This is a genomic window from Chryseobacterium polytrichastri (assembly GCF_900142445.1).
In the GTDB taxonomy this organism is placed as follows: Bacteria; Bacteroidota; Bacteroidia; order Flavobacteriales; family Weeksellaceae; genus Chryseobacterium; species Chryseobacterium polytrichastri.
The window spans coordinates 1-4,492 of the sequence record NZ_FRAV01000079.1; the positions used below are offsets into that span (position 1 = coordinate 1).

General features: G+C 31.1%; 6 protein-coding genes and 2 pseudogenes. 6 read left to right on the top strand and 2 right to left on the bottom strand.

All coding sequences use genetic code 11. The annotated features are described in order from the left end of the window. Positions 1 to 479: 479 nt before the first annotated feature. From BUB80_RS22930 to BUB80_RS22940, 5 genes are all read left to right on the top strand, one after another. Positions 480 to 917, top strand: coding sequence for an IS1 family transposase (locus BUB80_RS22930; RefSeq protein WP_083547384.1), 438 nt, complete (start codon positions 480 to 482; stop codon positions 915 to 917). Further along, the gene (locus BUB80_RS23300) at positions 869 to 1,030 is read left to right on the top strand and encodes a hypothetical protein (RefSeq protein WP_262484453.1); all 162 of its coding nucleotides are present in this window, start codon (positions 869 to 871) and stop codon (positions 1,028 to 1,030) included. Before BUB80_RS22930 ends, BUB80_RS23300 begins: the two co-directional genes overlap by 49 nt. 147 nt (positions 1,031 to 1,177) lie before the next feature. Then, positions 1,178 to 1,630, top strand: a complete 453-nt coding sequence (locus BUB80_RS24020) for an ISAs1 family transposase (RefSeq protein WP_262484452.1) — start codon at positions 1,178 to 1,180, stop codon at positions 1,628 to 1,630. A gap of 106 nt (positions 1,631 to 1,736) precedes the next feature. Continuing rightward, positions 1,737 to 2,225 (top strand): ISAs1 family transposase, encoded by a 489-nt coding sequence (locus BUB80_RS24025; protein WP_262484454.1) that lies wholly within the window; start codon positions 1,737 to 1,739, stop codon positions 2,223 to 2,225. A gap of 217 nt (positions 2,226 to 2,442) precedes the next feature. Then, a complete protein-coding gene (locus BUB80_RS22940; RefSeq protein WP_073298037.1) occupies positions 2,443 to 2,898 on the top strand; it encodes a methylglyoxal synthase in 456 nt (151 codons plus the stop codon). 14 nt (positions 2,899 to 2,912) lie between these two features. On the opposite strand, the pseudogene BUB80_RS22945 reads toward BUB80_RS22940, so the two are convergent. Together BUB80_RS22945 and BUB80_RS22950 are read right to left on the bottom strand one after the other, a co-directional pair. After that, positions 2,913 to 3,317, bottom strand: a pseudogene (locus tag BUB80_RS22945) (transposase); the annotation flags it as partial. Between the two features lie 187 nt (positions 3,318 to 3,504). Then, positions 3,505 to 3,996, bottom strand: coding sequence for a hypothetical protein (locus BUB80_RS22950; RefSeq protein WP_073298039.1), 492 nt, complete (start codon positions 3,994 to 3,996; stop codon positions 3,505 to 3,507). Positions 3,997 to 4,237: 241 nt separating this feature from the next. On the opposite strand from BUB80_RS22950, the pseudogene BUB80_RS23955 reads away from it, so the two are divergent. After that, positions 4,238 to 4,492 (top strand): annotated as a pseudogene (locus BUB80_RS23955) (IS3 family transposase); the annotation flags it as partial.

The window sequence follows — 4,492 nt, forward strand, 5'->3', positions numbered from 1 at the left end:
ACTTGAGCGAAAGCAGAACAGCTTAATGATGTAGCCACTAAGAAAATAATTGTTTTTTTATAATATTTAAGTTTTTGAGTAAAAAATATTTAATACATCTGTTAATTAAGTTATTAAAATTAATTAACAGATGTATTGTAATTGGTTGTTTTATAATTTATTGGGAGTTTACTGTGTTTTAAGGGCGGAGAATGAAGAGGTCAGAAAAGGCGAAATATCCATCTTTCTCTCAATATTTCATTCGTTGTTTTACTATATCAGCATATAGACTTCCCATTGAATTAATCTTAAATTCTAAAGAGGAAAAGATTAATTTATTTTTCATTTTTAAAAATATTTAGGGTGGCTATAGTCTTCTCAAATAACTCTATAAATATAGAAATATTTTTATGTAATGTTTGGCAATTTCACTTATTGAATGTTTTATTTTTGGCATTGCTAAATTATGATAGATTTGTTATTTTCACATAAAAAAAACAATGAATTGTCCAAAATGTGATAAGTCTGAAAAAGTAAAAAATGGCATTGTCCGAGATTTACAAAGATACAAATGTAAAAATTGCGGATTTAATTTTACTGTATATAAAAGATCAAATGAATATCCAAAACCAATAAGAAAAAAAGCTATTCAACTCTATCTTGAAGGTTTGGGCTTTCGGTCAATTGGTAGAATTTTAGAAGTTAGCAATGTGACTATATTGAACTGGATCCGTTGTTTTGGCGAGGAAGTACAATCCTTACAGTGTGACTCTCAGAAAATAAAAATGGTAGAGTTAGACGAAATGCATAGCTATATAGGGAATAAAAAAACTACTGTTGGATATGGATTGCTGTTGATAGATATGGAAAAAGATTCATCAATTTCGTTATTGGCGACAGAAGTAATGAAACAGCAAAAGAATTTTGGGAAACAATAAAACAACACGAAATGAAGAAGATAGCAAGTGATCACTGGAAAGGCTACGAAAGTATCATTCCCAAGAAGAAATATCTTCAAACAAAATCAGAAACATTTACGGTAGAAGGATAGCTTATTCAGACACTTTTTAGCAAGAGTGAGAAGAAAGTCTAAATGCTATTAGGGCAACCGCATCAAATTATTTTTCCTAATTAGCATTATCTTTGAATATGCTATCGATGATTGATTATTTCTCCAGTGTAGAAGACCCTCGGATTATTGGGCGTTGCTCCAATTTATTATCCGATATTTTTATTAATTGCTATTTGCACTTATGTGACTGGCGGCTCTGATTATCAGGATATGCATATGTTTGGTAAAGAACGCGGGAGTCAGCTTAGAGGATTCTTGACACTTCCCCATGGTGCTCCTTCGAGTGATACCTTTGAACGGGTTTTTAAGAAGCTGAATGTATCTTCGCTACAAGAATGTTTAGTCACTTATGGAAAAGATATTTTGTCCTGCCTTGCAGAAAAGCAGATTGTATTAGACGGTAAAAAGCTCAAAGGAGTTTCTCCAACAAGCAAAGGAAATAGCGGATTGTACATCCTCAATGCTTGGGTAAGTGAAAACAATATTTGTATTGGTCAGCAAAAAGTAGAAGATAAATCTAATGAAATTACTGCTATCCCTAAAATATTGACTATTTGGATATTGAAGATGCTGTTGTGAGCATTGATGCCATAGGTACTCAGACCAAAATTGTTGAACATATCCGAGATAAAAAGGCCATTATATCCTTTCTGTTAAAGGTAACCAACAGGAATTATTTGAAGATATCGAAAGTTCTTTTAAAGTTCATCACGGGTCTCATTGCATTGAGGATTGGGATTATGGTCACGGACGTTTCGAAACCCGTAAATGCAGTATCTTGCCTGCAAAAGGTTTCTTATTACAGGAAAACCTTTCGATATGGAAAGATCTTTCCACGCTTGTTAAAATAGAATCAACTAGAGAGAGTAAGGGAGGCAAAACAAGAGAGACCCGATATTATATCAGAAATGAAGAAATAAGCAATGCTTCCTATTATAATGCATTGGCGAGAGGACATTGGAGTATCGAAAACAAACTACATTGGCATTTAGATGTTACCTTCAAAGAAGATATGTGTAGAGCACGCAAAGGAAATGCCTCTGAAAACCTATCCATAATGAGAAAAATTGCGTTACAGCTAATATCAGGCATGAACGACAAACTAAGTCTTAAAAAAAGACAATATAAAGCTGCTCTAGATCCAAAGTATATGAAAGATATTTTGACATTTTGATGCGGTTGCCCTGAAATGCTATTCTAAAAAAATAGAAATGTTTAAATTTTCGATACTTTTGTTGATGCATCACCGCAATAAAACATTATCTATATTTGATTAGCAATACCAATTTAAACAGGCTTTAAAACTAAAAATCGAATTATTTATTCAACATATAGTGTTTTATTAAAAAGGGTGTGTTTTTTTATTTAATTTTAATAAAAAAATAAAAAATATGAAAACACACAAAATTCTTGGTATCGCAAAGTCTATTGCCCTTGTTGCCCATGATAATAAAAAGAAAGAGTTAATTAATTGGGCTAATCTGCACAAAACCCAACTTTCACAGCATCGTTTGATTGCAACGGAAACAACTGGAAAACTAATTGAGAAAAATATTAATATGAAAGTTAAAAAAGTAATGAGTGGACCTTTAGGAGGAGATCAACAACTAGGGGCCATGATTTCTCAAGGAAAAATAGACATTATGATTTTTTTCTGGGATCCTATGGAAATTCAACCTCATGATAATGATGTGAAAGCTTTACTTCGCCTAGGTGTAGTTTGGAATATACTCATTGCATGCGATACATCAACTGCCGATTTTATTATTACATCTCCACTTATGTCAGAAAAATACATTGCAGAATATTCTAGTTATAAAAATTATTTTAATAGAAATGGAATTTAGAAGCTGTTTAAAAATATACCTTTTTCAATAGCGATAGCCATGGTTTTGTTTATCAAAAGGTTCAATAAATCGGTATCTTTTAAGCGAAGCTTTCGGAATTTGGTCAAGGAACTGGGATCAATAACAGCTTGCTCCGGGAGATATCTCAAGAAAATACTTGAAGGACATGTCATACAGAGAACGTTCAATCACATCAACATCTGAAATGGTATAAATTGTTTTCAATAACAGATATTTGAACATTTTTATAAAACATTCTGTTATACGTCCATTATTAGAACAATACTTGTCCAGCAGTTCATCGTAGATGAAACTAAAGTCTATCAGCTCATTAATCTTACGAAGAAGATTGTCTTTGGGTATGATTTATATAATTCCAAGTACGCACTGAATTGAATTTTTGGTTGTAAAGCTAACATTTAATATATCTTTTATGCTGATTCAAAATACATAAAAAAAGCAGAAATTTTTAGGACTTTTTCAGTGCCCTCCAGAAATGGAGTCTTTTTTTGTTTACTTATGTATATGCAAATTCTGAAATAACTACCTTATTTTTTAATATTTAGAGGATTTTACTTCCCAATTGGTAATAGAATAACTATGCTGTTAATGGTTTGAAAAATCTAATTTTGTTAAATGTTTTATCCAAAAATTAGATATTGTATTTTGATTAGTTTTTATTAATGTACCTCTAAAATAGGGCACGTTTTCTGTTTTCAAACCTGTTTTGTAATCCGTCATCCAAACATCTTTAATAATAATACTCTTTTCAGTAAGTTGGACAATTAAAGAATCTGAACTCCTTTGTCCCTCTTGATAATGATCAAATATTAAGTTTAAATCTCCATTTTTATTTTTAGTGCCATTTAAAATTCCCACTTTACTATCTTTTTCAAATGGTAACCACAGCATATTGCCTTTTACTTTCTTTCCTTTTATGGTTAACTGTACCACTGTAGAGTCAGTTTTATTATCAACCTTAATATAATTATAAATTTTTTCAGCATTGGAGGTTGTATGTGTGTCTTTTCTGACTTGACGGCAAGACGAAAGAAGGATTAATGCAAAAATTCCTACTAAGAAGGTGTTTTTAATCATAATGAAATATGTGTTTTGTTTTAAATAAATTGCAACAAACGTGCCATTTTAATTATAAATATTTAGAAAATAGATGATGTGTAGAAGGGAGATCTGGTATATAGATTTAATCTCTTATCAGCCAGTTTTTTTAATATACGATAAAACTTTTGGGTCTACAAATACATAAAAAATGTAAAGGGCTTTAGTTACAGTATAACTATGATCAAAATAAAATAAGTTTACATAAAATAGACTTATTATGGAAAAACGAGATAGGAATAGAGAAAAGCGTACAAAACGAGATTCTACGATGTCTTTAAATTAGGTATCGTCAGTCGCATAGAAAAGGGCGAATTTACGTACAAACAGGCACAGAAACATTTATGGTATTTTAGATTGGAGTAAACCCATTATTCATGCTATGTCACAATCGAAAGAAACACCCGCCGAAAAAATCAAAAGATTAGAGAAGGAATTGGCTGATGAAAAACTGAAAACCAGAGTTCTCAATATG